This is a genomic window from Pontibacter korlensis, assembly GCF_000973725.1.
Lineage (GTDB): Bacteria > Bacteroidota > Bacteroidia > Cytophagales > Hymenobacteraceae > Pontibacter > Pontibacter korlensis.
The window spans coordinates 570,479-596,951 of sequence record NZ_CP009621.1; the positions used below are offsets into that span (position 1 = coordinate 570,479).

At 46.8% G+C, this 26,473-nt stretch carries 20 protein-coding genes, 1 tRNA gene and 1 pseudogene; 8 read left to right on the forward strand and 14 right to left on the reverse strand.

Features of this window, described 5'->3' with window-relative positions; translation table 11 throughout:
• Positions 1 to 363 precede the first annotated feature (363 nt).
• Positions 364 to 1,278 (reverse strand): M20/M25/M40 family metallo-hydrolase, encoded by a 915-nt coding sequence (locus tag PKOR_RS02335; RefSeq protein WP_046308920.1) that lies wholly within the window; start codon positions 1,276 to 1,278, stop codon positions 364 to 366.
• Between the two features lie 110 nt (positions 1,279 to 1,388).
• Here PKOR_RS02335 and PKOR_RS02340 point away from each other — a divergent pair, with 110 nt between their 5' ends.
• Positions 1,389 to 2,636 (forward strand): tetratricopeptide repeat protein, encoded by a 1,248-nt coding sequence (locus tag PKOR_RS02340; RefSeq protein ID WP_046308921.1) that lies wholly within the window; start codon positions 1,389 to 1,391, stop codon positions 2,634 to 2,636.
• A 141-nt stretch (positions 2,637 to 2,777) separates the two neighbouring features.
• On the opposite strand, the pseudogene PKOR_RS02345 reads toward PKOR_RS02340, so the two are convergent.
• From PKOR_RS02345 to PKOR_RS02355, 3 genes and pseudogenes are all read right to left on the reverse strand, one after another.
• Positions 2,778 to 3,734: pseudogene (locus PKOR_RS02345) on the reverse strand (RNA-guided endonuclease InsQ/TnpB family protein); the annotation flags it as partial.
• Between the two features lie 342 nt (positions 3,735 to 4,076).
• On the reverse strand, positions 4,077 to 5,039 hold the full coding sequence (locus PKOR_RS02350) for a UDP-glucuronic acid decarboxylase family protein (protein ID WP_046308923.1): 963 nt from the start codon (positions 5,037 to 5,039) through the stop codon (positions 4,077 to 4,079).
• Positions 5,040 to 5,046: 7 nt separating this feature from the next.
• Entirely contained in the window at positions 5,047 to 6,402 is a 1,356-nt protein-coding gene (locus PKOR_RS02355) for a UDP-glucose dehydrogenase family protein (protein WP_046308924.1), read from the reverse strand.
• A 743-nt stretch (positions 6,403 to 7,145) separates the two neighbouring features.
• Here PKOR_RS02355 and PKOR_RS02360 point away from each other — a divergent pair.
• Complete coding sequence (locus PKOR_RS02360; protein ID WP_046308926.1) at positions 7,146 to 8,039, forward strand: alpha/beta fold hydrolase; 894 nt, start codon at positions 7,146 to 7,148, stop codon at positions 8,037 to 8,039.
• Between the two features lie 33 nt (positions 8,040 to 8,072).
• Positions 8,073 to 8,345 carry a hypothetical protein gene (locus PKOR_RS02365; RefSeq protein ID WP_046308927.1) on the forward strand — a complete coding sequence of 91 codons (273 nt, stop codon included), beginning with the start codon at positions 8,073 to 8,075 and terminating at the stop codon, positions 8,343 to 8,345.
• Positions 8,346 to 8,426: 81 nt separating this feature from the next.
• Here PKOR_RS02365 and PKOR_RS02370 read toward each other — a convergent pair whose 3' ends face one another.
• Positions 8,427 to 9,830: an FAD-binding oxidoreductase gene (locus PKOR_RS02370; protein WP_046308929.1), complete on the reverse strand. Its 1,404-nt coding sequence runs from the start codon at positions 9,828 to 9,830 to the stop codon at positions 8,427 to 8,429.
• A gap of 74 nt (positions 9,831 to 9,904) precedes the next feature.
• Here PKOR_RS02370 and PKOR_RS02375 point away from each other — a divergent pair, with 74 nt between their 5' ends.
• Together PKOR_RS02375 and PKOR_RS02380 are read left to right on the forward strand one after the other, a co-directional pair.
• Positions 9,905 to 10,537 carry a C40 family peptidase gene (locus PKOR_RS02375; RefSeq protein ID WP_235337148.1) on the forward strand — a complete coding sequence of 211 codons (633 nt, stop codon included), beginning with the start codon at positions 9,905 to 9,907 and terminating at the stop codon, positions 10,535 to 10,537.
• Positions 10,538 to 10,764: 227 nt separating this feature from the next.
• Positions 10,765 to 13,860 carry a TonB-dependent receptor gene (locus PKOR_RS02380; RefSeq protein ID WP_235337158.1) on the forward strand — a complete coding sequence of 1,032 codons (3,096 nt, stop codon included), beginning with the start codon at positions 10,765 to 10,767 and terminating at the stop codon, positions 13,858 to 13,860.
• Positions 13,861 to 13,934: 74 nt separating this feature from the next.
• On the opposite strand, the gene PKOR_RS02385 is transcribed toward PKOR_RS02380, so the two are convergent.
• Complete coding sequence (locus tag PKOR_RS02385) at positions 13,935 to 15,074, reverse strand: hypothetical protein (protein ID WP_148561616.1); 1,140 nt, start codon at positions 15,072 to 15,074, stop codon at positions 13,935 to 13,937.
• 20 nt (positions 15,075 to 15,094) lie between these two features.
• Positions 15,095 to 17,644, reverse strand: a complete 2,550-nt coding sequence (locus PKOR_RS02390) for a TonB-dependent receptor (RefSeq protein WP_046308935.1) — start codon at positions 17,642 to 17,644, stop codon at positions 15,095 to 15,097.
• Positions 17,645 to 18,037: 393 nt separating this feature from the next.
• Here PKOR_RS02390 and PKOR_RS02395 point away from each other — a divergent pair.
• The 3 genes from PKOR_RS02395 (at position 18,038) to PKOR_RS02405 (ending at position 19,618) form a co-directional block, all read left to right on the forward strand.
• Positions 18,038 to 18,111, forward strand: a tRNA-Ala gene (locus PKOR_RS02395).
• A 229-nt stretch (positions 18,112 to 18,340) separates the two neighbouring features.
• Positions 18,341 to 18,775 carry a DUF2267 domain-containing protein gene (locus tag PKOR_RS02400; RefSeq protein ID WP_046313967.1) on the forward strand — a complete coding sequence of 145 codons (435 nt, stop codon included), beginning with the start codon at positions 18,341 to 18,343 and terminating at the stop codon, positions 18,773 to 18,775.
• A 75-nt stretch (positions 18,776 to 18,850) separates the two neighbouring features.
• Complete coding sequence (locus tag PKOR_RS02405) at positions 18,851 to 19,618, forward strand: hypothetical protein (RefSeq protein WP_046308937.1); 768 nt, start codon at positions 18,851 to 18,853, stop codon at positions 19,616 to 19,618.
• 61 nt (positions 19,619 to 19,679) lie between these two features.
• On the opposite strand, the gene cysK is transcribed toward PKOR_RS02405, so the two are convergent.
• The 7 genes from cysK to PKOR_RS02440 form a co-directional block, all read right to left on the reverse strand.
• Positions 19,680 to 20,597: a cysteine synthase A gene (gene cysK, locus PKOR_RS02410; protein WP_046308938.1), complete on the reverse strand. Its 918-nt coding sequence runs from the start codon at positions 20,595 to 20,597 to the stop codon at positions 19,680 to 19,682.
• Between the two features lie 17 nt (positions 20,598 to 20,614).
• A complete protein-coding gene (gene epsC / locus PKOR_RS02415; protein ID WP_046308939.1) occupies positions 20,615 to 21,448 on the reverse strand; it encodes a serine O-acetyltransferase EpsC in 834 nt (277 codons plus the stop codon).
• Between the two features lie 149 nt (positions 21,449 to 21,597).
• Positions 21,598 to 22,296 (reverse strand): hypothetical protein, encoded by a 699-nt coding sequence (locus tag PKOR_RS02420; RefSeq protein ID WP_046308940.1) that lies wholly within the window; start codon positions 22,294 to 22,296, stop codon positions 21,598 to 21,600.
• A gap of 356 nt (positions 22,297 to 22,652) precedes the next feature.
• A complete protein-coding gene (locus tag PKOR_RS23315; RefSeq protein WP_052738686.1) occupies positions 22,653 to 23,825 on the reverse strand; it encodes a hypothetical protein in 1,173 nt (390 codons plus the stop codon).
• 277 nt (positions 23,826 to 24,102) lie between these two features.
• The gene (locus PKOR_RS02430; protein WP_046308942.1) at positions 24,103 to 25,296 is read right to left on the reverse strand and encodes an MFS transporter; all 1,194 of its coding nucleotides are present in this window, start codon (positions 25,294 to 25,296) and stop codon (positions 24,103 to 24,105) included.
• A 150-nt stretch (positions 25,297 to 25,446) separates the two neighbouring features.
• A complete protein-coding gene (locus PKOR_RS02435) occupies positions 25,447 to 25,947 on the reverse strand; it encodes a hypothetical protein (RefSeq protein ID WP_046308944.1) in 501 nt (166 codons plus the stop codon).
• 18 nt (positions 25,948 to 25,965) lie between these two features.
• Positions 25,966 to 26,442 (reverse strand): hypothetical protein, encoded by a 477-nt coding sequence (locus PKOR_RS02440; protein WP_046308946.1) that lies wholly within the window; start codon positions 26,440 to 26,442, stop codon positions 25,966 to 25,968.
• Positions 26,443 to 26,473: the final 31 nt, after the last annotated feature.

Sequence of the window (26,473 nt, forward strand, 5' to 3'; positions counted from 1 at the left end):
GTTTAAATTACTCCTACCACCCCTGCCATTGCTATAAGTTGATATGCTGAACCAGTGCAGCGCAGCATTAGCCTTCTCCTCGTCCTAAACTTCATCTGTAGCATAGCCAGAAGTGCGCCATACTTCCACCGTGCCACCCGGTTGAACTGTAAAGTAGCGAAGTGGGTCTCCAACAACATGAACACTATTATTCTGCTTGACTTCTACCAATAGCGCTACTGCCGAAACAGTATTATTAATAACCTTGTAGCGGTAGCTAAGGTCTTCGTTCTACTTGCAAGAGGTGAGCAGCAGCATAAATATGCTGAGCAGTAAAAAGGAACGCAGGTTTGCTTGTATCAAACAGAAGTCTTATTTACTGCATTATAGCTTTTCCATCAGCACCTTGTACAACGCCACCATACTTTCTATATCCTTCTTGTGCACGATTTCATTAGGAGTATGCACATTATCTTCGGGTGCCCCCACAAAGCACCAGTCCCAAGGATAGGCACTATGCTGTAGCTCCTTGGCATCACTACCACCAGAGCCTTCCACTTCCAACTGGAAAGGTATAGCCGACTCCTTGGCTAAATTGATGATGCGCTGCACATAGGCTCTACGTGGAATAAGGCTATCACGCAGCGATATGACTACCCCCTCGCCAGCATGCACACCCTCCGTAACCCAGGTGATGTCAGAAATAAGGGCCTGCTTTACACCATACTGCTCATAAATATACTTAGCCAGATAAGCCACTGAGCCTCCGCCATGCTCCTCCCAACAGCCAAAGGCAATAATTCCGTTTTCCAGCGTCTCAGCCACCTGCAGCGCAGCCCATACCCCCAACCGGTTATCAAGGTAACAGCTCTGTACAGTATCATCCCTTTCCCGAAAATCACACTTGAACACTAACTCTGTACCTGGGTCTATCTCCCGCTCATACGCATAAGTTAGCTCGTGCTCCTGCTCATCATACTTTAGTGTACACTCGATCTCACCTTTTGAGTCCTCCCCAACCAAGGTATAACCGGTTTGCAGATCTGGCCCACCAATTCTTACCAGCTGATTTCCATATCGTACTGTAAAACCAATAGAGTCTATGTGAGCAAAAATTGCACTACTTGGCTTGCCGAACACCAGCACAATACAGTCCTGAAAACCTTCTCCGTGCAGCACTACCGGTTGCTGTTTCCAGTGAACTTTACGTTCCTCAATGTAGTTCAGCAGAAAATTTGTCAGTTTTTGCTCATTACCAGAAGGTGCGTGTATGCGGCAAAGGGTTTCGAGGAGTTTCATATTTATTTTGTCTTTATGGAATTCAAAGTAATCAGATTTGTTGTACTTTTATAATTAGCAACGCCAACAGCAATACAGGCACTCTCAAACATACTATTTTTAGGCCTTACATGAAGAAGTTAATTTCTGCCATCTTCACGCTTTTACTCCCGCTCCTAGCTGTAGCGCAGCAGTCGCCGTTACCTACCGATTCCACTGCCATGCGTCAGGTTACCATGAGCGAACTAGAGGTGCTGCCATCTGCTGCAAAGGTTAAGGGTATGCTGCTGCTTAACAAAGATGTGCAGTATGAGTTGGAGGGTGCGGTGGACAACATGTATAACTTTAAGTACGAGCGTGCCGAAAAACAATTTAAGTCTTTGCGCCGTCGCTACCCCGAGCACCCGCTTCCATACTTCCTGATGGGCCTTAGCCAATGGTGGAAGATTATGCCTACCAACATACAGACACTACAATACGATGACCTCTTCTTTGCTTATATGGACACCACCATACAGAAAGCAGAGGCCATGTACGATAAGAATGAAAACAATGTAGAAGCTGCCTTTTTCCTGGCTGCCTCCTACGGATTTACAGCACGCCTACATTCAGAGCGCAGTAACTGGCGCAAAGCTACAGTGGCCAGCAAGCGTTCCCTCGACTTCCTGGAGAAAGCCAAGGCTGGTAATGGCCTGAGCCCGGAATTCCTTTTTGGAGAAGCCTTATTCAACTATTATTCTGTCTGGATACCCGATAACTACCCTATGTTGCGCCCTGTGCTCCTCTTCTTTCCTGACGGAGATAAGAGGTTGGGCCTAAAGCAGCTGGCTTACGTTTCCAGAACAGGCTTTTACACAGGCACAGAATCTAAGCTCTTCCTGATGAAGATTCTGGCAAACGAAGAGAAGCAAATGCATGAGGCTCTTCAGGTGTCTGAGGAGTTAGCTCTAAAATATCCTGACAATGCTTACTTTCAGCGGTTCTATGCACGTTTGCTGTTTGTTAATGGCCATTTTACTAAAGCTGAGCGCGTATCACAGGATATCTTAACTAAGCTAGAGCAGCAAATGCCAGGCTACGAGTCGGTAAGTGGCCGTTACGCCTCCTACATTCTAGCGTATGTTAATCAGCACAAGTATCGCGATTTTGAGAAGGCCAAAGCACATTACAGAGATGCCATCATGTACGCCGAAATGACCAATGAACGTGACTCTGGCTATTTTATCAACTCATACCTTAACCTAGCCCGTATTGCCAAGCAGCAGAACGATATAGCTTCAGCAAAAACTTACTACAGTGTAGTACTTAAGGCTAGTGATAAAAAGTCTGCTAACTACAAGGAGGCAAAGAAATACCTGAAAGAGAACAAGAAAGGTTGACACTCCCACGCCTAAAGGCAGTAGGATTCTTGGGCTACCGAACCATTGTCCTTGTATATCTCCCAAGCTGAAACGGTCTGCCCGACCGCCTTATTTCTTATATTACTAGCTGCGTTCACATCCCTGTCCAGGACGTGTCCGTTAACTCTGGGTCCAATACCTGTCTGATAGCTGCAGGTCGGTGTTGCGCCAACCACAAACCCAGCAGTCCTGGGAGGTATGGTTGGGGGCTACTCTGTGAAACTCCCGACCATACCATTTGGACTTGTAGGCTAACATCTGCACAAACTGATACCACCCAGCATCGCTGATGCTTTTGGCAAGTTTATGGTTCTTGAGCATATGCTGCACTTGCAGGTTCTCAACTACAATCGCTTGGTTCTCGCGAATGAGTTGCGTGGTCAGCTTGTGGTGGAAATCCTTACGTGTGTTCCTGACTTTCAGGTGCAGCCTGGCCAGCTTTGCGACAGCCTTTCGCCTGTTGCTGCCACCTTTCTTCTTCCTGCTGACTGAACGCTGTGCTTTCCTTAGCTGGTATTGGTAGCGGAACAGGTGCCTGGGATTATCCACCACCTGACCGTCTGAGGTGACCACAAAGGACTTGATACCCATGTCCAGCCCCAACACGTTTGTCACTGGTGGAAGCGGTGCTATCTCCACCTCACAGCACAGGGCCACATGCCACCCATCAGCTTCCCTGACCACGCTGGCTGTCCTGATAACCCCCTGCACATCCTGTGACTTGCGGTACTTGACCTTGCCGATTTTCGGTAGCTGGACTGTACAGGTATTCTCGTGCAGCTTCACCCCCTGCTTGTAGGTGAAGGAGCGATACTGGCCTCGCCTGGCGAACCTGGGGAAGCCTTTGCCTTGCTTGAAGAAGCCTTCGTAGGACCTGAAGAGCCTGTCGGTCACCTCCTGTAAAATTTGTGAGTGTACGCACCCGATCCATTCCACGTCCCTGGCGATAGCAGAGAGCTCTTGCTGCATCTGGTTCTTCGATACGGAGATTTGATAGTTGGTCCAGAGTTGCCTCTTGTAGTCCAGACACAGGTTGTAGACATACCGGCACGAACCAAGCCACTGAGCGAGGAGCCTGTGCCTGCGCCCTGGTGGGTTTGAGTCGGAAGCGGTATGTCTTGATCTGGTTCACGGCTTCTTTTGGCGCCTTGCCCGGTGCAGGGCATGTTTGCTGCAGCAAAGGTAACAGCCGGCAAGTGCAGGCGGTAGAACATAGGGTAAAATCGAACCCAGCAAAAGTGAAGGGATGCTGCACCACATCGAGTGGTTCAAAAAGAAAACCAAATTCATCCCTTGGCTAAAGCCCCAAGTATTAGGGCTTTCTTTGGCATTTTCTCGTAAACTAACCCAAAGACATAAAATAAAAGGGCTGCCAGCAAACTGGCAGCCCTCTTATTTTATACTTGTGCAGTAACTCTGCTAAGCGTTCTGCTCGGCCGGTGTCAGGATCTTCTCCTTGAAGAACTCGAGCGTGCGTCTCAGTCCCTCCGCCCTGTCCACCTGCGGCTCCCAGCCCAGCACCTGCTTGGCCAAAGAGATGTCCGGCTGGCGCTTCTGCGGGTCGTCCTTCGGAAGCGGCTGGTAGTCCACCTTCAGCTCCACGCCTGTCAGGCGGCATATCTCCTCGGCAAACTCCCTGATGGTGATCTCCGAAGGGTTGCCGATGTTGACCGGCAGGTGGTAGTCGCTTAAGAGCAGGCGGTAAATGCCCTCCACCAGGTCGTCCACATAGCAGAACGAGCGCGTCTGGCTGCCGTCGCCGAAGATGCTCAGCGGCTCCCCCCTGAGTGCCTGGCTCAGGAAGGCTGGCAGCACACGGCCGTCATCGAGGCGCATCCTAGGGCCATAGGTGTTGAAGATACGCACTATGCGCGTCTCCAGCCCGTGGTGCATGTGGTAGGCCATGGTCATGGCCTCCTGAAAGCGCTTGGCCTCGTCGTAGCATCCTCTTGGCCCCACCGGGTTCACGTTGCCCCAGTAGTCCTCCTGCTGCGGGTGCACCAGCGGGTCGCCATACACCTCAGAAGTGGAAGCGATCAGCATACGCGCGCCCTTGGCCTTGGCCAGTCCCAAAAGGTTGTGCGTTCCCAGAGAACCCACCTTCAGCGTCTGGATCGGGATCTTCAGATAGTCGATCGGGCTCGCCGGAGAGGCGAAGTGCAGGATGTAGTCCAGGTGCCCTGGCACATGAACAAACTTAGACACATCGTGGTGGTAGAACTCGAAGCTCTCCAGCTTAAACAGGTGCTCGATGTTCTCCAGGTTGCCCGTGATCAGGTTGTCCATGGCTATTACATGGTAACCTTCTTTGATGAATCTGTCGCACAGGTGGGATCCGAGAAACCCGGCTCCCCCTGTGATGAGTACTCTCTTCTTGCTCATAGTTTGGTTACAGTGTTGCGTCTATTTGCTGTGGCACCTGCTGTTTGACGCCGATGCCGTAGTAGGCGAATCCCTTCTCGCGGAGCTCCGTGCCGTCGTAGATGTTCCTGCCGTCGAAGACGACCCTGTCGCGCATCAGCCTGGCCACCACGTTGAAGTTGGGCGAGCGGAACTCGGGCCACTCTGTGACCAGCAAGAGCGCGTCGGCGTCAATGAGCGCCTCGTACTCGTCCTTGCCGTACTCGATCGCCTCGCCCAGCGCGTGGCGGGCCTCCTCCATGGCCACCGGGTCGTAGGCCTTCACCCGGGCCCCCTGCTCCAGGAGCTTGCGGATGATCACCAGCGAGGGCGCCTCGCGCATGTCGTCGGTCTTGGGCTTGAACGAGAGGCCCCACACGGCAAAGGTCCTGCCCGAGAGCTCGCCGGAGAAGTGGGCGTGGATCTTGTTGTAGAGCACCGACTTCTGGCGCTCGTTCACCTCCTCCACACTCTCAAGCACGCGCATCTGGTAGCCGTTCTCCGAGGCCGTGCGGATCAGCGCCTTCACGTCCTTGGGAAAGCACGAGCCCCCGTAGCCGATGCCCGGGTAGATGAACTTGTTGCCGATCCTGGCGTCCGAGCCGATGCCCTTGCGGACCATGTTCACGTCGGCGCCCATGATCTCGCACAGGTTGGCGATGTCGTTCATGAAACTGATCTTGGTCGCCAGCATGGCGTTGGCCGCGTACTTGGTCATCTCGGCTGAGGGGATGTCCATGAAGATCAAGGGGTGGCCGTTCATCAAAAAGGGCTTGTAGAGCTTCTTCATCACCTTCTCGGCACGCTCCGAGGCCACGCCCACCACGATGCGGTCGGGCTTCAAAAAGTCCTCGATGGCGGCGCCTTCTTTGAGAAACTCCGGGTTGGAGGCCACGTCGAAGGGGATGTCCACCCCGCGGGCCTCCAGCTCCTCCTCGATGGCCTGCCTGACCTTCTGGGCCGTGCCCACCGGCACGGTGCTCTTGGTCACCACCACCAGGTACTCGGACATGTGGCGCCCGATCTGGCGGGCCACCGCCAGGACGTACTTCAGGTCGGCCGAGCCGTCCTCGCCAGGGGGCGTGCCCACGGCGATAAAGGCCGCCTCGCAGCCGCAGCCACGGATCACCGAGGCCAGGTCGGTGGAGAAGGAGAGGCGCTCCTTCTGCGCGTTCCTGGTCACCATCTCCTCCAGACCCGGCTCGTAGATGGGCAGCACGCCCTGCTTCAGGTTCTCGATCTTCTTCTCGTCGATGTCGATGCACGTCACGTCGATGCCAACCTCGGCAAAGCACGTGCCCGTCACCAAACCGACGTAGCCCGTGCCAACTACTGCTATTCTCATAGAATCTCTTTCGTTATGGATACAAATTTAGTAATTCTGATGGCAACAGAGGCCTAATGGCATTGCCACATCATATTATATGGTAAAGTATAACAATCTTAGTTTGAAGATCACAGGCAGATAAATCCACTTCAGCATCTGTTTGCCCTGCAAATTTTAGATAAGCTTTCTTTATTAACCATCTTGTAAGCAACAGAAAATTACGATGCTTAGCTACTTATACATCAGTAACAAAATCGGGCTTTGATGTAAGCACCATAGCGGGCAAAGCAAAAGTATCATGAAAACAGGTGTACTCGCTTAGCTGCACCTTATTGAATTGTTAACTTCACTACTCTATAATCTTAGTTCAGTTCTGAAAGGCAACTTTAGTCAAGCATCTTCTTCAGCCTGAAAAAAGTTACGAGACACTAAGTATAATTGTTCGCTAATACTTTACAAGTTTTAGCATTTTAGTAAGTACGTTTACCTGCTAACATAGTTAAGCATTTTATTCTCAAATACTACAAAGCTTTAACTTGTCCGCTTCAGGAAAGTTATTAACCTTAAAATTAGCGCCTTTTGCTTCCCTTAATCCTCTTTTTACCTGTGTTAGCAGTCTGGAATATTTTATACTATTCCTACACCAACTTCTGCTGAACGAATTCAGATATATAATTTATTCTGAAGGGTCCTCTTTTTTGAGTTAAAAAACAACCTCCCTCCTATTTAAAAGTATAGTTAAATAACAATCACCCTAAGCTATGAAACCAGATTGGCTGGATAAAAAGGAGTACCCTTTTAAGTCTAAATATATAGAACTAGAGGCAGGTAAGATGCACTACATAGACGAGGGGGAAGGGCCACCTATCGTCATGATTCATGGGACGCCCTCCTGGTCGTTTATGTACCGCAACCTGATTAAAAAGCTACGCAAGAAGCATCGTTGTATAGCCCTAGATATGATAGGCTTTGGTCTATCAGACAAACCTACAGATTGGAGTTACAAGCCCCGTGCCCATGCTTCAAACTTTGAGCAATTGATGGAGCACTTGCAGCTTAAGGACATTACACTTGTTGTCCACGACTTTGGGGCACCGATTGGATTAGCCTATGCCATAAAGTATCCTGAAAATGTCAGGGGTGTTGTCATGCTAAATTCCTGGACTTGGTCACTGTCAAAGCACCAGACATTCTCTAAGGCCAGCAAATATCTTGTGGGTCCACTAGGCAAATTTCTGCACTCCAAGCTCAACGTATCTACTAATACACTTATACATGAGTTGTTTAAAGAGGAGGACGACCTACCTGAGTCAATAAAGGAGCATTATATAAAAGCCCTTGGCAACCCAGATGAGCGCGTACGTAACCTTGCCTGTGCCCGTGAGCTTATAGGAGCCAGTAAATGGTATGATGAGCTTTGGAAGGAACGCAGGAAGATTCAGGATATACCAACGCTAATACTTTGGGGTGAGCGTGATAAGCTGATTAAGATAGAGGCGCTGCAGCGCTGGAAGAAGTTCTTCCACGAATGCTATGTTATTCCGTTTGAAGACGGCGGACACTTCCTACAGGAAGAAAATGCTGAGGAGATAGCCCAATACATCAGCAACTTTATCAAAGAAGAACAGAAGAAAAATGAACTAGTAAATAGCTAACCTTTTAAAACCTAAAACACTAAAATAATTAGAATGAGAACAGATATGCCAGAGAACGAAACTGATTTTGGAGCAAACGCAACAAACAGAGATAACTCATCACAAGATGAATTACACGCTATGAGAACCCCACAAAAGAACAACCAAACAGGAAACACCCAAGGAGAGGCTCCATTAAATGAGTCGCACATGAACTTGATGCAGTCGTGGCACAACCTGCGCGGCTTGGATAATAAGCTGGCACAGACCAAATATTCAGACTTGGCGGAAGGTCAAAAGACAATTAAAGGGCGCCGCAATATATGAAACCACATACTCGCTTTCTTAGGCATCACTTTCTTAAGTATATAAAACAGGCGCAGCTTTTATAAACTGCGCCTGTTGTTTTTAGAAGATCTTCCCCGGATTTAATATACCGCGAGGATCAAATAATTCCTTGATACCCCTCATCAAGCGCAGCTGAACCTCATTTAAGGCGATATTGATGTATTGTCGTTGCACCAAGCCAATACCATGCTCCCCAGAGATGGTGCCGCCTAACTCTACGCACAATTTAAATATCTCTTTTATACCTTCAGGCAACTTGTTCTGCCAGTCCTCATCACTCATATCACCTTTTATGATATTAACATGAAGGTTGCCGTCACCAGCGTGTCCATAGCATACTGACTTAAAGTTATACCTCGCACCTATTTCCTTCACACCTTTTAGTAGCCTTGGCAGCTCTGCGCGCGGCACTACAGTGTCCTCCTCTTTATAAACAGAGTTACCTTTAACAGCATGGGCCACATTACGGCGCAGTAACCAGAGGTCGTTTTTCTGCTTTTCGGTATCCGCTACTAATATGTCGCCTACATCAAATGTTTCGAGCACTTCATACACGCGCTCAGCATCCTTAAACAGAAGATCCATATCATTGCCATCCAGCTCTATCAGCAGATGAGCCTTGATGTCTTCTGGCAAGCTCAGGTCCAGGCTCAGGTAGCGGGTAGCCCATACAATGGCCTCACGCTCCATAAACTCCAGAGCTGACGGTACAATACCAGCCACAAATATTCTTGAAACAGCGGCGCAGGCCTCTTCCTCGCTGCGGAAAGGTACCAGCATTACCAGGTTCTGCGGAGGATAAGGTATAAGCTTAAATACAATCTTAGTGATAACGCCTAGTGTACCCTCACTGCCAACCATTAGCTGCGTAAGGTTGTAGCCTGTAGCATTTTTAAGAACGTTCGCCCCCGTCCAGGTAATTTCACCGGTTGGCAGCACTACCTCCAGGTTTAGAACATAGTCTTTAGTTACACCATACTTCACTGCCCTCGGTCCACCACTACTCTCGCTTAGGTTCCCTCCCAAAAAGCAGCTACCACGGCTGGATGGATCTGGTGGATAAAACAAACCTCGTTCAATTACAGCCTCCTGAAATACCTGTGTAATTACACCTGGCTCAACTGTAGCCTGCAGGTTACGCTCATCGATTTCAATGATCTGGTTCAGGCGCTCAGTAGAAAGTATAACGCCTTTGTGTATAGCCAGTGCGCCACCACTTAATCCCGTTCCAGCACCGCGAGGTGTTATCGGTATAAAATTTTCGTGGCAGTACTGCATAATACGACTGATTTCGGCAGCGTTAGCAGGTTTGAGCACTACTTCCGGCTCGTAGCGCAAATCCTCTGTTTCGTCGTGGGTATAACGCAGCATTTCTTCTGCAGCTGCAGGCAGCACCACATACTCAGGGCCAACTATAGCCGATAGTGCTGTGATAGCTTCAGGTGTGATTGGGTTAAATTTCATTTTAAAAAAGCTGGACTTATCCTTAAATTAGCCAGTGATTATATATTCTAATACTAGCATCGCTAAAATACACTTTGAAAACACTTTTTACTACTTCTGCCCTTTTTATCTTTTTTTTGCTGGTGATGGTTTCGTGTCAGTCATCTCAGCCAGTGTTCAGCAAACGTGGTGAAGAGTATCAGTCTGCCCGAGAGATTGCAGCCGCTAAACGTGCTGCTAAAAAGTCTGGGCGACGAGGCGAAACGAACAGAGGCATTGCCGGCACCTCCAAAGACCGCACCAGCCGTACCCGTGTATCCAACCGCAGTCGTAACCTAGATAAAGATGTAGCCACAGTTATTCAGGCTGCACGTTCTTATACAGGTGTACCTTACCGCTGGGGCGGCACCACCCGTGTTGGTATGGATTGCTCCGGATTACTTTGCACCTCTTTTCAAAGTATAGATGTAGCACTGCCCCGTACTTCGGAGGAACAAAGCCGCTACGGTTCTGAAGTTAAACCTAAAGACCTGCGTGAAGGTGACCTGGTGTTTTTTGGGGAGAGTAAGCGGAATATTACACACGTAGGTATGGTAACAGAAGTGATAGGCCCTAACGAAGTGCGCTTTATACATGCCTCCACCTCCCTGGGTGTTATTGAGAATAACCTCTATGCTGAGCATTATCAGAAGATCTTTATCAAAGCAGTCCGCCCACCTGTTTTCTAAGGAAATTATGAAGTTATATCCCCCTATAAGTATATAACTATTATAATTTTATACAATAAATTAACGCTAAACAATACAAAAGACACGTACTTAATAGCTAAACGAAATAATTGTTGTTCAATTAGTTATTAAGTATTATGAGATCTTTTTACAGGTTACTTTTCCTGTGCCTATGCTGTGTACTTCCAATACAACTTTTATGGGCGCAGGGTACTACTACAGCTGCTATGAATGGGGTGGTGCAAGATCAAAGCGGTGTGGCACTACCAGGGGCAACCGTTATTGCAACACATACCCCCACCAACACAGAATACATAGCCAATACAAATACCGAAGGCCGCTATAATTTCCAGAACATGCGCGTGGGCGGGCCTTATACTGTCAGGACTTCCTACATTGGATATCAGGACCAGCTAGTTCAGAATATAAACCTTGCCCTCGGGCAAAATTACCGCCTAGACCTGACGCTTGCAGAAAGCACCACAACACTCGGAGAGGTACAGGTTACTGCAAACCAGGATAAGGTTATCAATTCCGACAGAACAGGTGCTTCCACCAACGTATCGACAGAGCAGATACAGTCCTTGCCAACTATTTCCAGAAGCCTGAACGACTTTACCCGCATTACGCCACAGGCTTCAACTGCGGGCCAAGGTATCTCCTTTGCAGGTCAGAATAACCGCTTCAATAACTTCTCTATTGATGGTACAGTTAATAATGACGTGTTTGGGCTATCAGCTTCCGGCACAAACGGAGGGCAAACCGGCGTACAACCTATCTCGCTGGATGCCATCGAAGCCATACAAGTAGTTATTGCTCCTTTCGATGTTCGCCAAAGTGGATTCACAGGTGGGGGCATTAATGCTATTACCAGAAGTGGCTCTAACAGATTTACTGGGTCGGCTTATTACTTCTGGAACAATGAGCGACTGGTAGGTAAAAGCCCGGATGAAGAAAGAACACGTTTACCGGAGTACACCGACTATCAGGCAGGTTTCAGAGTTGGTGGCCCCATACTTAAAGATAAGCTTTTCTTTTTCGTGAATGGCGAAAGAACCAACAGGACAGCTCCCCTTCTATTCGAGCCGGGTACACCTGGCTCGAACATTACAGTGGAAGAAGCCAACAGAGTGCTAACAGTAGCTAACCGCCTTGGCTATGACCCTGGCAATTTTAGAAGCATAGAGGACGAAACCAAAAGTAATAAGATCTTCGCCCGACTGGACTGGAACATTACCAACAACCACCAACTTACACTGCGCCACAGTTACGTTCACGCAGAAAACAGAGACAACAGCCGAAGCCCTAATGCCCTCCGGTTCTCCAACAACGCAGAGTATTTTCCAAGCACCACCAATTCTAGTGTGCTGCAACTCAGAAGCCAGTTTGGCAGCAAGTATGCAAACGAAGCCATTATTGGTTATACCCGCGTACGTGACGATAGGGACATTATAGGCGATCCTTTTCCTAACGTGACACTGAGACTGTCTGGTGGCAGAACGATTACTTTGGGTAGTGAGCCTTTCTCAGGACAAAACCAGCTTGACCAGGATGTACTCACCATCACGGATAACTTTAACATCTTTGCCGGTAAGCACACTTTCACACTTGGTACGCATAACGAGTTCTATAAGACATTCAACTTGTTTATCCGCCAGGAGTTCGGTGCATACGAGTATAACTCAATTGAGGCGTTTGAGGCAGTTGGAACACCTAACGAGGAGGCTCCTTCTGCTTTCTTCAGAAACTACTCCAGAACCGATGTTCGTGAGCAAGGTGCGGAGTTCTCCGCCTTTCAGTTAGGCTTTTATGCCCAAGACGAGTATGCCGCTCTTAATAACCTCAAGATCACACTGGGCCTGAGACTCGACATCCCAACGTTTAATGACGACCCAGTTCCCAACCAAGAGTTTAACCAGGCTTTTGCAGATCGTGGCTTAGCTACCAATAAAACACCTGGTGCGCAGTTTATGCTGTCGCCAAGGCTTGGTGTTAACTGGGATGTGTTTGACAACGGCAATACGCAGGTTCGCGGTGGTGTTGGCGTGTTTACTGGCCGTGCTCCATTTGTATGGATATCTAACCAGTACACCAACACGGGCCAACTATTAGGCGGACTTTCTCTCACACCGGGTAACCCAGCGCTAGAGGATATCAGGTTCAGTCCTGATCCAGCATCCCAGCCTACAGCCACCAGTGTTGGTTTATCGGACGGAACTGCAGAGATAAACATCACAGATCCTGACTTCAAATTCCCTCAGCTGTTTCGTGTAAACGCTGCTGTTGACCAACGCCTTCCGGGCAATGTTATCGCCACACTGGAAGGTTTGTACTCTAAGAACCTGAACAATATCTTTTACCAGAACCTGAACCTGGAGCAAAGCGGCACCTTAACAGGAGCCGATAACCGTCCTGTATTCAGAAGGATACCTGGCAATAACTTTCAGGATATTATATACCTTACCAACACCAGCGAGGGATACGCATATAGCATAACCGGACAACTTCAGAAAACATATGAAATGGGTCTGTCTGGCTCTGTGGCCTATACTTACGCTCGTGCTAAAGACGTTAACCCTGGTAATTCCAGCCAGGCTCGCTCCAACTGGATTAACGTTAACCAGGTAAACGGCCTCAATAATGTGGAGGCGGCATTTGCTGATAACGATATCCGCTCCAGGGTGGTGGCTGGTGTAACATATGAGATAAGCTACCTCAACTTTGCATCTACAACCATCTCGGCTTTTTATAACGGCCAGTCAGGTTTGCCGCTCTCCTACATCTACAACGGCGACGTTAATAGTGATGCAGGCAGAACCAATGACCTGATCTATATTCCTCGGGATGCATCTGAAATTAACCTCGTACCTATTACTGACCGTACCGGTGCGGTAGTGCCTGGTTCTCTAACACCAGAAGAGCAGTGGGAGGCGCTAGATGCTTTCATTTCTAGTAATGATTACCTGAGCGACAGAAGAGGACAGTATGCAGAACGCAACGGTGACCGCTTGCCTTGGACAAACCAAATAGACCTTCGCATCATCCAGGAGTTTAAGCTTGACCAAGCAGACAACGCTCATCGACTGCAGCTCACTTTTGACGTCTTTAACTTCACAAACCTGCTCAATAAAGATTGGGGAAGGCAGTACCAGGCAAATTTTAATGCCTTTCAACTTATAGACTTTGTTGGGTACGAGTCAGGCACCAACACTCCTCGCTTTAACTACACCGGCAGAGGATTAACCGATGGCAACCCATACTTTGTAGACGACTTCCAATCCAGATGGAGAGGCCAGCTAGGCGTGAGGTACATATTTAACTAAATAGCAAACCTGTAAAAACAAAAGAGCCTCCCGGGTTACCGGGAGGCTCTTTTGTTTTTACAGGTTTGCTATTGTTACTCAGCAAGCTGATAGTTACCAGACTCGTTCAGCTCCAATGTAATACTTGTTGTACCAGTTGCACCAGAGTAGAAAACATAAGTAACGTTAAACTTCTGACCTACCTCTGCATCTGGGAATTTAGCTTTTAGAAGAGTACCAAGTGCTTTAACAATAGCCTCAGAGCTCCACATAGAAGTATCGAAGTTGCGGTATCTTTTTAAGCTAGCTACTGCAGCCGCGTCAGCAACATTCGGATGCTCATCAGCAATCCAGGTATAATCAGCAGAAAGCAGAGTATACTGAATTCTCAAGTCTGGAACCCAAGTATTGCCTTCTTTAGCAAACTGCACAGTAGCCTCTTCTGTCGCAACCTGTGCCCAGCCGTTTCCATTATAGCGCATTGCCATAACTCTCTGCACTAATCCAGTGCTGCTGCTGTAGTACTTGTAAAGTACATAGTGAATGTCTCCTACCTGATCAGCACCTTTAGCATTTTCACCAAGGAACCGGTTAAAGTAATAAGGCAGGTTATCAGTATCATAAGAACTGAAGTTTCTTCTTGTGTTACCGTCAGGGTTCATACCTACAGTAGCATAATCCTCCTCAGTCACTTCATACACTTTGTTCCACTCACCGTTCACGTAAATGAACGGGCTTGTTACTGTTTGTCTAGATGAGTATGCGCTAGAGTTATACCAAGTATAAGTCAGATACATCACCTCGTTCTCCTCACGTTTCGGGAACGTAGTGTTCAAAAACGTGATCATGTCATCTGTTGTGTCGAAGTTTTTGTAGGTAAAACCAGCCGCTACGTACTCATCTTCAGTTACTGTATGCTCTGATACCTCAGTTACAGTAAAATTATTTGAAGGAAAGTGAGAATAGTTAAATGTTACCGTTACTGCAGTTCCTACCTCCAGATGGGGATACTTTGAATTTAGGATAGTTGGCACAGTTTCATATGCCTCCTCCTGAGATGCAAATTGCTGGTTGTTGATCTTAGCAATCTTGTAATCTGCATCGGTCAGGGTTATAGCAAATGCTCTGTCAGATGGCTTTACCTGCGCATCCAGCTCCTCGTAAACATCTTCCATCGGATCACAGGCAGTAAACGTGAGAGCCAATGAGCAGATTATATAAAAAACCTTTTTCATCTATCTAGATAAGTTATTTCTTAGAAGTTAATTTTTAGACCTGTTGTCCAAGTTCTGCCAACACCGTAGAATACATAAGAGTTAGCAGCAGTGCTCAAGCCAGTTTCCATATCGAAAGTAGCAGAGGCATCAGAGATGTACTCAGTGTCGAACACATTGTTCACATTAGCATACAATGAAGTATTGATACCGGCAATTTTGAACTTGAACGAAGCGTTCAGGTCAAGCAGCGAGTAGCTAGGTACTTCCCACACTTTTCTATCTGGTGTAGTAAGTGTAGTTGGGTCGAAGTATGCGTACAGGTCAGTGTAGTAGTTGTAGTCAGCACCAATCTTGAACTCATCGGTCAGGTTGTAGCTCAGGCCGAAAGCAGCTGTTGTCTGTGCAGCGTCACCCACTTTAACATCTTTCATGTAGATAGGTCCGATAGTACGAGATGCAGTGCGGTCTTCGCTGAATACTGTGATAGCATCCAGGTTGCTCTGCCATGTCCAGTCACCTACAGACACCATACCTGTCAGGTTCAACTTGTTAGTTGGACGGTAAGTGAAGTCTAACTCAACACCTTGGTGAAGAGCATCTACACCCAAAAGGTTAGCAAAATATACTTCGCCAGTTGCAGGCACATTGTAAGCTCTTGTGAAAGATCTGTCATTCCAAGCTGTTCTGTACAGGTTGATGTTAGCAGAAAGCACTGAGCTTCTGTAACCGTAACCAAGCTCGTAGCTCAGGATCTTCTCGTTATTAGCGTCTTTGTTGATTACGTTCTGGTTGTTCAGGAAAACTGAGTTGAAGAACGGAGCTTTCTCGAAGTAACCAATGTTCGCGAACACGTTGTGGTTGTCTGTCAGGTTGTAGTTAGCACCACCTTTAGTTTGGTAACCGAAGAAGTGCTGGAAGTCAGTCTCCTGGTTTCCTTCTTCATACAGGAAGTAATCGATACGCTTGTAAGAAGTGTTAGAAGCAGCAAGGGAAACGAAAGCAGAAAGCGGACCATCAGTGTATTCACCTTGCAGGAAGCCACCCTCCCAAAGAACAACACCATCGTTATTGTAGCTGATTTTGTCACCTACACGAGCTTTGTTATTTGGATTGTTAACATTTGAGTTATCCAACACATAGTCAGCGCCAAGCAGGTCAGTTACCTCTGTAAAGTGTCTGCCCTCATAGTGACGCAGGTCAATACCACCTAACAAGTTAACTTTATCGTTCAGGCTCTTCTGGTAAGTAGAAAGAATACCATACCAAGTGTGGTCGTTTCTAGAAGCCCTCAGGTAAGAAAGCGCACGGCCATCTGGAGAGTTTACGTTAGCATCAACAGCTGCATCAAGGTCATATGGAGAGTATTTGTCACCTGTTCTTGTGAAAGTACCTGTATAAGCACCACCACCACCTGAACCGATAGAAGCGTAAACAGCAGTAGAAAGGAATGAAGTCTCGTCAATTGTCCAGTAGTGGTTCAAAGAGAACTGTGGTTTGTGGTAGAAGTTGTCTTCTACGTTTACTACTTTGCCATCTCTCACGCCCCAGTCAGCATTCCATCTTCTACCTTGAGGAGCATTTCTGTACTCTTCAATAGAAGCGCGGTTCTGACGCTGACCGTGCCACTGTGGAGCACCAAAGCCAGTTAAAGAGATAGTGTGCTTCTCGTTGATCAGTTTAGAAGCATTGAAGAAGTAGTTGTAAGCCTCAAACTCCAGCCCTTCAGCCCAGCCGTTACCTTCTGTTTTAGAAGCAGCTACCGAGAAAGCCCAGCCGTTTTCGTCCAGACCAGTTGAGTAAGAGATACCAGTCTTCAGGTAACCATTGTTACCAAATCCCTGGAAAAGGCTTCCACCTTTTACAGCATCAGTAGTTCTTGTGATAATGTTGATAGTACCACCGATAGAAGGTACAGCCACTTTAGAAGCACCAAGACCACGCTGAACCTGCATAGACTTAGTTACATCAGTTAAGCCAGCCCAGTTAGACCAGTACACGTTACCATTTTCCATGTCGTTCACCGGAACACCGTTGATCATTACGGCAACGTTAACAGAGTTAAAACCACGCAGGTTGATTCTAGAGTCACCGAAACCACCACCTTGCTTAGTAGCGTACACACCTGGTGTAGACTTCAGGAGCTCAGGGAATTCCTGGTTAGAAGCTTTCTCTGTGATGATCTCGCTCGTGATAGTTGACATTGCAACCGGAGTCTCTCTGTCAATCGCGTAGCTGTTTGCAGTAATAAGAACTTCGTTGATAGAAGTTGTATTAGACTCCATCAGGATAGTACCCAGGTTCTTGGTACCATTCAGGCTTCCGATAGAAACCTCTTTCTGAATGTAGCCAACGTAGTTCACTAAGATAGCGTTAGCATTTGCATCCTCTACCTTAAGAGAAAAGGTACCATCCAAAGCAGTAGGCGCTGCTTTCTCGGTACCTTTCAACAAGACTGTTGCTCCTGGCAGAGGCTCTTTTGTGGTGGCGTCCACCACCTTACCTGTAACGGTGCCTTGCGCAAACAAGTCTTTGGGTGTCAAGCTGGTTAAAAAAACCAGAATAACAAGACTTAGTAAATTGTACTTCATCTTTAGATTGTTAAGAATTGGTTGGTTGATTAATTCGGGTGCGAAATTACAACCGCAATTGTGTTATTTTCAACTAAAAAGATTAAAAAAATGTAAAAACCTTTTCATAAATTTTACCTTGGCATAATATTGGAATAAAGGAGCAACTTTGCTTATAAATAATTTCTAATTATTTGCAAACGTGAATTTTAGGAGAGCAAGCACTCACTCTAGCATCTACTGTTATCAAGGTTATACAATATTCCACGATCTCCCAAGTCATCCTATGTTAGCATATTTAAATTGTATGCTCCTACTATAGTTGCAGAGCAAATATTTGATATTCATTTTCAGGATTTTTTTAGGTGATATTTTGCATCTTAAATTTTTCTCCTATTTTTGTGACCACAATACGGGGGATTAGCTCAGCTGGCTAGAGCGCTTGCATGGCATGCAAGAGGTCATCGGTTCGACTCCGATATTCTCCACTAAAGGCAACCACTACGGTTGCCTTTATTTTTTGCCCTGACCGGGAGTATTTCAATTCATCCCACCCTTCTCACAAAGAAACAGGGCCAAATTAGCTACTCAGCAAAATTATCATCACCCGCTTCCTAAGTATAGGCTATGTTTCACGGTCTTCCACCTGCACTTGCAGAACCGCCCTATTTTAGTGCCGTACCTTTTAAGGTTGTTTCATCTAAAAAGAAGGTAGCTATGGCTTTTAATTTTGAGGATAAGCAGAAGGATGCGATTAACCTGCTAAAAAAAGTCGCAGAGGAAATGGGCACAGACGATCTTAACAAAGCAGGACGTGTGTTCAGGGCAGTGTTGCAGGCTATTCGCGATAGGTTGCCTGTAAACGATGCAGTACACTTTGCTGCACAGCTGCCTACTATTTGGAAAGGCATTTACTACGACCAGTACGACCCAGCTAAAGTACCTGTAAAAATACGCAGCCAGCAGGAGTGGATAAACTTTATCCGGAGCAAGAATGCTTTTGCTGCCAATAACGACTTTATAAGAGACTGTGATATTGTAGAGTCGTTTCAGGCGGTGTTCAAGGCACTACACCATTGTATATCTGCGGGAGAACTACAGAAGGTAAAAGATGCCATGCACCATGAAATACAAGAGTTGCTAGAAGTATAAAGCCAGAGGAAAAACATATAAAAGGCGCAGTTTCCGTAGTATAGCGGAAATTGTGCCTTTTACTTTTACATCACTATGAAAAAACTCACAGTCACCCTTTTTACCTTACTTAGCCTTAGTGCCTGCAGGCAACAGGATTCAGAGCTTACTTCTGCTTCCACCACCAAAACACCTATAGTACAAGCCTCAGCAGACAGCACAGCAACGCCACAAGTAGCCACTTGCCAGGTAAATGCTCCCTTACTTCCTGCTCCGGATCAACCCAATGCCGATTCTGAGCTGGCAGCTTACCTTCAGAAACTACAGCAGGCAGTAAAAGCACACAGCACAGGAGAGCTAAAGGAGCTCCTATCTCCAGACATTAGAACAGGTTTTGATGGAAGTGGAGGCTGGAGCAGCTTTACGAAGCAATGGAACCCCGAGGATGCGCACTCCGAAGTATGGCTATTACTCGAGCATATGACTCGTCTCGGTGGTGACTATCCTGTAGAGAATAACCAGGACTTATATGCTCTACCTTATGTATATAGCAGCTGGCCAGACTCACTCGATGCCTTTACGCATATAGCCGTTACAAACCCAAGCACTATACTGCGTCAGGAGCCTGCGGCCAACGCTCCAGCAGCCTGTACCTTAAGCCAGGTTATACTTAAGGCGGATCCCAACAAGTCTTACCCTTTAGACAAACAGCAGAAAGAGTGGTGGCATGTGCAGACAGCAGATGGTGAACTACAAGGCTACCTCTATCACACTGATGTGTACAGTCCAGTAGGTTACCGCGCCATCTTCAGTAAAAATAAGCAGGGCCAGTGGCAAATGACTGCTCTTGTAGCTGGCGATTAAACAAAACAGGCTCCTGCCATACTTTGGCAGGAGCCTGTTTATACTTGTTCCAGACGTAAGCTTACACGAACAGTCCTTCTACAGACAGGTAGCGCTCGCCAGTATCGTAGCAGAAAGTCAATACTTTTGATCCTTCCGGTATTTCTTCTTCAATTTTTTTGCCTACAGCCGCCAAAGATGCGCCTGATGATACACCTATGAATATTCCTTCTTCGCGGGCAGCACGACGTGCGTAATCAAACGCTTCATCCTGCTGTACCTGTACTACACCATCAAGCAGAGACGTATCTAATATCTTAGGAACGAAACCGGCACCGATACCCTGCAATGGGTGTGGCCCTGGTTCGCCACCGCTCAATACTGGTGAGGCGGCAGGCTCCACAGCGTATACTTTCAGGTTAGGGAATTTATCTTTCAACACTTTGGCAACACCTGTAATGTGTCCACCTGTACCAACACCTGTAATCAGGTAATCAATTCCGTCAGGAAAATCCTCCAGAATCTCCTGGGCAGTAGTATCTATGTGGATCTGCGTGTTAGCCTCGTTATCAAACTGCATAGGCATCCAGGCACTGTCGTTCTCCTGCACAATTTCCTGTGCACGCTCAATAGCGCCTTTCATACCTTTCTCGCGCGGTGTCAGCTCCAACTTGGCACCATACGCTGCCATCAGGCGGCGGCGCTCAACCGACATAGACTCAGGCATGACCAGTATCAGCTGGTAACCTTTAACAGCAGCTACCATAGCCAATCCGACACCTGTATTACCAGAAGTTGGCTCCACAATTACACTATCTTCCTTCAGTAAGCCCTTACGCTCAGCATCCTCGATCATAGCCAGTGCTATGCGGTCTTTTATACTTCCGCCAGGGTTGCTTCGCTCCTGCTTCATCCATACTTCCACATTTTTTTTATAAAGTCTGTTGATGCGCACGTGCGGTGTGCCCCCAATGGATTCGAGTATTGTGTTGGCTTTCATTCTTTATTTATGATTTATCAGATGGAAAAATTTATAACACTAGCTGGGTCTGCTGCGCGGCGAACATCTATCTGCGGACGATGGTACACCCGTGAGTATGGTGGTACGCTCTCGGTTAGCCACACATTGCCCCCAATTATACTGTGTGCACCCACCACCGTGTTGCCTCCAAGTATGGTGGCACCGGCATATATAACCACATGGTGTTCAATAGTTGGATGGCGCTTTATGTTAGCCATGGCTTTGTCTACACTTAGTGCTCCAAGCGTAACGCCTTGATAAACTTTTACATAGTTACCTATCACGCAGGTCTCCCCTATCACTATACCAGTGCCGTGGTCTATGCAGAAATGGGTGCCGATCTGAGCCCCCGGGTGTATGTCAATGCCGGTACGGGCATGCGCATACTCTGTTAGTACGCGTGGTAACAAGGGCACACGCAACTGGTAAAAGACATGAGCCATACGGTAAATTGCCACCGCCTTAAAGCCAGGATAGGTACGGACTACCTCCTCACTCCCTTGGGCAGCAGGATCTCCGGCGGCTATTGCCTCAGCGTCCATCAACAATAGCTCATGTATGTGTGGCAGCTCCTGCATTACTCGCTCTGCAACCTCCTCTGCAGGCATAGGCAACTCATGCTCTATACTTGTCAGGATGCGCATCATGTTTACCTTTAAGCCTTTGGCATACTCCTCTAACTCCTGCACCGATTCAAAGCGTACATCAGCAAGCGGCGGAAAGAGCAGCTGCAGTACGCCCTCCACCAATTGGCACATAGCCGAAGCCGGTACCAGGTGCATCGCCTTTTGATGGCTTACAAATAAGTTGTTTAAAAACTGCCTGTTCATGTTGTCTCTAAAAACGTATGCCGCAAGATGGTGTTTTAACCTCAACAAAAAAAGGGGCTGTTTGTTAACAAAAATCTAATTATAGTAAGTATACAATAAAAAAAGGAGCCTTATATAGCTCCTCTTTAATTTTGTTTCTGCAGGTTAGTTTATTCACGGCAAAATTCGATCACATCTATAGCACCACCACCACTGCGAGCACTTTCTTTGCCAAACACTACGCGCAGCTTCACCACGCCAGGGGTATCTACACGAAGTCTGGTTGCGCCATAGGCACCTGTTACTGGCAGCTGCATGGTTTTGATCACGTTATCGTCTGCATCAAGCAATTCCAGTTTAGAGTCACTCTCCTCTTCTGTAATATCTAATACATGGATGCCTTTCAGATTAATGCTACCCATAGCCGAAAAGTCCATTTCAATGCGGCATCCTTTGTTATAAAGGCTGGCAAACTGGTTATTGCCACGGCCTACTGTTAAGACCTTACCCATAGGGCGGATAGCAGCCGGGCTTGGCGTTCTGAAATGTTGGTTTTTCCGGTCTGGAGCACCTGTATCAAACAGCAATGCAGTATTTTGCCTGAAATACTTGCCTTTTGCCATACGCTGCTGCGCCGAAATGCGCACAGGTGTGTTATCGCTGTAAACAGTTGTTACAGCTCCAAAACTAGATTCTGTTGGATTATACTCATCAAATTCTATTATTTCACAGCTTGTAGGGTCCGTTCCAAAGTTCTTGCTCTGGGAGGCTGCAAAAGGATCTACTCCCACTTCTTCAGTTTTGTCACAGCCCATTAACACAACACCAAATACACAGTAAACTAAGGCTTTAAAAGTAAATTTTTTCATACTACACAATACTAATGATAAGAAATACTAAAAACAGTCCTATTCCACTGCCCTTACAGAGCTGGCTAAACAGTAACCAACAAAAGCTGATTGAGTAGAAATATACTAGAACTGGGATTTTGAGTATGTACGACCCTTATTCGGAAACAGATGAAAAATTGTGCAATTTTTTACAGTTTGAACATTAAATAAAAATTGAGTTTATTCTATATTAAGAGATTCAACCGCAAGTGACGTTGAATAAAGGTGAGGCAAACAGGAAAGTGTAACTTTAGGCATAACTTAAAGATAGACGGTAGCCTCAATAAAAAAGGGACGCCTGTCAGGCGTCCCTTTTTTATTGAGGCTATTTTTCACTACTCATCGCAGTGGCCAGGGCCTATAATGCCGTTGTTGTACTTGTCTAGAACTGTACCAAGAGATGTAAATTTCTCATGCAGTTCTTTGTTCTTAGTCAGCTGATCCGGACCGTACTGGCCAAAAAGCTCAGTTGCTTCATTGTATGCATCCAGCGCTTCTCCGCTCATACCTGCACCGGCAGCCATATTAAGTGTAGCGGCAACATACTGATGCGCAAGAATGAAATAAGCATTGCCTCTAGGCTGCTCCGTTAGGATGCTATAGAAGGTATAGCCAGAAGAGAAGAACGATTCGTTATAGTAGTTATTCCAAGTGTTGTCGTACTTCTTCTGATTTTTGCTGTTGGCATGTGTTTTCCAGTATCCTTGTGTGCGTGTGCAGCCACCAGTAGCTGGCGGTGTGGTAGGAGTTACTTCTGTACAGAACACAATATTATCAATAGCTCCTGAACCTACATTACCCTCACCATCTAACACCAAAATCAATTTCTCAACATTTTTGGTGCCTTTAAGATCTACTGTTTGGATGCTTCCTTCCTCTTCGTAAGGTGTTAGCGGAAAATCAACTGTACCACCGCCTGCTAATACCAAACGCACAAATGATTTATCCTCTAGCGGAGTCGCATCTACGTCTACCACATCAATAGATTGCAAGGTAACAACACCTTCAATGCCTCTAAAGTCCAGTTCCATTGTTGCACCCCATGCATTGTCATTAGGTCCGGCAATTCTGATAGAAGATCCTGTACCGGTAGGGTCATAAGTACCATCTGGGTTATCTGCAATATCCTGTGCCGTGAACTCATTTGCAATCAGCATTTTACCTAGTGCTTTTGCTTTGCCCAGGTCATGACCGTCATCGCCTGTTGGGTTGTTGGCGTCATAAATTCTAGCAACGTTTACATCTGAGTAAACTCCGTCTATACTTCTCTTGGTGTTTTTAACACGCACAGTACCAAAAGGAGTTGTTAAGTGGTCGATAAAAGGAAGGTCTTCAGGGTTTGCAGCAGAATACTCTTCAAAGTTGATAGAGTAGCAGTTGTCGGCTAGCAGGTTTTTACTTAATTCTGAAGAAAAGTCAGGGTTTACTTCTTCGGCTTTTTCACAGCCCATCATCATAGCAGCAGCCAGGCCACAGCCTAGCACATTCCAATAAAAGTTCTTTTTCATAGCAAACTTTAGGGTTTAAAAAATTTCACACATTGCCCCACAGCCCTTATATCAGCGGCCTGATCAGCAATAAACACCCATACTTGATTTGTGCAAAAAAAGATACCCTCAAATAGGCTAGCCTATATAGACGCAACTATAATAGAAAAAACAAGTACAATAACGTTTATAGCAAAAAGGAAGCATCCCGCTACCACTATTGCACTCTTTTGCTTTAACTGCACTATAAAGCAAAAAGACTAAGGCTTTTAGGCACCACTATTGTGCTATTAAACACTTACAGATCCGGAGTAAAAAAATTATTTTTTTCAGCTTTACGGACCACAAAAATCAGGTAGAGAAAAGCCAGTAAAGACAGCACTGCCGCTGACCAGAATACCATTGTAAAATTTCTATTTTGATTTCCGTAAAGCCAGCCAGACCCTAGGGCACCCAAGCCGATACCAACCTCCAAAGCAATATACATCGTAGCCATGGCCCTACCCCGATGCTCGTGGTGGCTAAGATCTATTGTCCAGGCGTAGATAGTAGGCGAATTCATGCCTGTGGCAATTCCAAACAGCACCCCGGCAAGCAGCAGCCCCGTAACCGATGATACCGCCCCTATCACCAACATTGACAAAGTCAGCAAACCGGTGCTCACGTAAAGCACCGCTACACGGCCATACTTGTCTGATGCACGACCTGCCAAAAACCGGATTGCCAACGAGGAAAGTGTGAATGAGGTAAAGAAAAGTCCTTTGTTTTCTATGCCTAGGTATTCGCTAAAGTCCGGGATAATGGTGAGAATAGTGCCGAAGCTAAAGGATGTCAGCAGCATGACAAGCGAAGGAGCCAGTACTCGCGGTTCCAACACCTCCCTACGTGATATACGCAGCAGGCCAAGCCGAAACTTCTCCGGATTTTGAACCGTCTCCTGCATATGCCAGATCACAGCCACCGAGAGAAATGCAGCAGCTGACGAGGTGTAAAACATTACATCCACAGGGAGCTCGCTGGCAATCAAGCCACCTAGTGCCGGCCCTGCAGCCATTCCTAAACTTCCGGAAAGCCCAAGCAAGCCCATAGCCTCTCCCCGCCGCTCCACTGGTACCAGGTCGGCTACGTAGGCCGATTTTCCTGTTGGCGTAAAGCCGGTAGAAAAGCCATGTATAAAACGAAGCAGCAGAAACGCTGCCACTGTACCTACCAAGGGATAAAGAAAGCCCGCCACCACACATACCAAACTTCCTATTACCATTACCGGCACACGGCCCACCTTATCGGCCAGCTTGCCGCTAAATGGTCTTGAGAGCCCTGCCGTTAATGTAAAAAGTGAGATGATAAGGCCTTTGTATTCCTCTCCGCCCAGGCTGGTCAGGTAATTGGGCAGCTCCGGAATAATCATATTGAAGCTGGAGAAGAAAAGGAAAGAACTCAGGCAAAGCAACCCAAACTGCAATCCGTATACCCGCTCTTTCTGTTCTGCCATAGTCTTTACTTAAGACCGCAATTTGGCAAAGGATTCTTTTTTATGCTAACTGCAAGATCAGGAAGTACTTGTGATGGCATAGCTGTGGCTTTTACAGCACATAAACATAACGGTGGTAATTAAAGGACCACCTTCAGCTATTTACCAGGTTTATACTTGCAGCGCGGGCTCTGTTGGGGAAGGCTTTACACCATTAATCATGATCCCTTTTTCAAAGGCAGCCAAGTGTATACTTCGCGATACATGGCGGGCAATAGCAGGTTGTTGTATGTGGCCGAGGCGCAATTTCAAAGTGTCCCCTTCTCTTAATTCAAAGCTGATGAGATGCTCTGTTACGTGCAGCTCCTTTACTGCCTGCCAGTACACTACTGTTTCGGCTCCGAATAAAGTTAGCCTGTAAGCTATACGTTCAGGCGTCATGGAGAAAAAAGCATCTTTAAAACGCAATACATCTGTTCCGAAGGCGATACAAACTATCCCCAGCAGCAGCATTACTCCACTAGCCACAGCCCAGCTTTCTCTAAAAATTTCCAGCCACAGAAACTCCCTCAGTAAAGAATAACCGCCTCCGAAGAATAAGAACAAGCCAATAAATAGCACAGACCTTTTGGTAGACCGTAGTTGCTTGCTCGGGTACAGATTTACATACATATGTTTTGCCTTCGGATTTTAGTGTAGTTCGAGGTTTTTAAGCTGCGCCATTTGCTGTACCTGCTCCTTTACCTGTTGCAGCACCACATCATTCTGTATGTGCTCCAGGCTTACCTCATATACTTCTTCGTTCTTAAGCACAAAGATAATCTTAAACAGTTCAAGTTTTACAGTATCCACTTCTTCCCAATCAAACTCGTGCTCGGGTTGCATAAAGCGGGTGCGGTACCGAACCCCAGTAGGGCTAAGCGTAAGGTGGCGGCGATACTGCGGCCTGTGGTCCAGCCAAAGAGTGAAGAAAAAGTATACCGGGCCCAGAAGACTTAACAGGAAAACAACCACAAGCTCTGTAGCAAAAACTTTGAAGGTAACCAGGTACAAGAGCAGGCTTAGCTGTAGCAACATGGCAATGCCAGCCAGCATCATCATCCGCCGGTCTGCTTTTGGCTTTAGGGCATAAGCTCCTTCAAAAAGTCTGATGCTGATCTCCTCCATTTAGAGCCTGAATATGATTTACATCTAAAAA